This is a genomic window from Natrinema soli, from assembly GCF_028618695.1.
The window spans coordinates 1-1,638 of the sequence record NZ_JAQIVI010000740.1 but is presented as its reverse complement, the minus strand read 5'-3'; the positions used below and the strand labels follow the sequence as shown (position 1 = coordinate 1,638).

Below are 1,638 nucleotides of genomic sequence, written 5' to 3'. Positions count from 1 at the left end.
CCTCTCCGAGAGCGTGCGGCGCCTCCACGACGAACAGCACGCGGCGACGCCGGGCTACAGCGAGCGCGCTCACCACCTCGATCGGCTGCGAACCACGCAAGCGCTGTGTAACGCCCTCGAGGTGACGCCGTGGCAGCGCGACCTGGCGCTCGGCGTCATGGACGAGATCGACCTCACCGAGTTCGGCAGCCAGCGAGCGATCGAGAAGGTGGCGCTCGTGGCGATTCGCCACGTCGTCGACGTCGACCGCCAGCAGTACTTCGGGCTGGACGAGATCGACGCCCAGACGCTTTCCGCCGACCGGATGGAGGAGCTGTTCGCCGAGTACCGCGCCCACGATATCACCGACGAGGAGTCGTTCAAGCGGCTCGCGGCCGACTACGGGCTGGACACGACGAGCCTGAATCGGCTCCGCCGGGTGCTGAAATCGCAACTCGAGGACGAGCTCCCGGCCTACGGCCGCAATCCGTACCGGGATCCGAACCTGCCGGACGCGACGGATTCGGAGACGAACGCTGCCGACATGGCTGCCTCCGGATCGGAGAGCTAACTGGTTGTTGACTCGGACCGGCCGCTACCCCGCGATGCCCCCGCTTACTGGACCGTTGGCACCCAGTTTTGAGGTGCCTGCACCGCCGCTCACATCGTCTCTTCCTCGCTTCTCTCTCCCTCGCCTCGAGCCACCTCCAGCCGCCTCCAGCCGACTGCCGGTGACCCGCGACTTTTCCGTGGTGACTGCCTAGCATCGCTATGGCCGACGCTGACACCGGACCGACGCCGGAGACCGCGGATCGACTAACGATCTATGCCGACTACGTCTGTCCGTTCTGTTATCTGGGAACCCGCTCGCTCGAGCAGTACCGCGAGGGCCGCGACGAGCCGCTGGCCGTCGAGTGGCATCCCTTCGACCTGCGACGCGGGAAACGGAATCCGGACGGTTCGATCGATCAAGGCGTAGACGACGGCAAGGACGACGAGTACTTCGAGCAGGCGAAACAGAACGTCCGCCGGCTGCAGGAGGAGTACGGCGTCGAAATGGCTCAGGAGATCGCAACAGACGTCGACTCGTTCGATGCGCAGGTCGCCTCCTGGTACGTCAAACAGGAGTATCCCGACCGGTGGGCGGCGTTCGACGACTCGATCTACACGGCGCTGTGGCAGGACGGCCGCGACATCGGTGACATCGACGTTCTGGCCGACCTCGCCGAGGCCGTCGACCTGCCGTCCGACGAGATTCGCGATGCTGTCGCAGACGAGAGTCTCCGGGCGGAACTCGAGGATCGATTCACCGAGGCACAACAGCAGGGCATCACCGGCGTGCCGACGTTCGTCTCGGACGGCCGCGCCGCCCGTGGCTCGGTGCCGCCGGAACACTTGGAGCGGCTCGTCGAGGGCGAGCGGTAGGACTACTCGAGTTTGTCGAGTCCGTCGAAGAAGTTCGCCTGCGGACCGACGAGCGTCACGAACTCGTCGGCGAGCGAGACGGACACCGTCGCGGGCGGCTCGAGGCGCCGTCGGTTGCGCCCATCGCTGATCGCGTAGGCCGTCTCGGTTCCGGAGACGGTGAGCGCGAGCGCGGTGTCCGGTTCGACGACCAGCGGCGGCATCGACTCTGTCGCGGCCATCTGCGTGACGACG

Annotated in this window: 2 protein-coding genes and 1 pseudogene; 2 read left to right on the top strand and 1 reads right to left on the bottom strand. The window is 66.5% G+C overall.

The window, feature by feature from the left end; translation table 11 throughout:
* A partial coding sequence (locus tag PGX04_RS31335) for a DNA-directed RNA polymerase subunit epsilon (RefSeq protein WP_273742048.1) occupies nucleotides 1-550 on the top strand: 550 nt, incomplete at its 5' end.
* A 200-nt stretch (nucleotides 551-750) separates the two neighbouring features.
* A complete protein-coding gene (locus PGX04_RS31330; protein WP_273742047.1) occupies nucleotides 751-1,404 on the top strand; it encodes a DsbA family oxidoreductase in 654 nt (217 codons plus the stop codon).
* A 2-nt stretch (nucleotides 1,405-1,406) separates the two neighbouring features.
* On the opposite strand, the pseudogene PGX04_RS31325 reads toward PGX04_RS31330, so the two are convergent.
* Nucleotides 1,407-1,638 (bottom strand): annotated as a pseudogene (locus PGX04_RS31325) (NAD(+)/NADH kinase); the annotation flags it as partial.

Excerpts from the sequence above, each read along its gene's own strand:
- PGX04_RS31330 (WP_273742047.1), top strand. The coding sequence starts at position 751 with ATGGCCGACGCTGACACCGGACCGACGCCGGAGACCGCGGATCGACTA.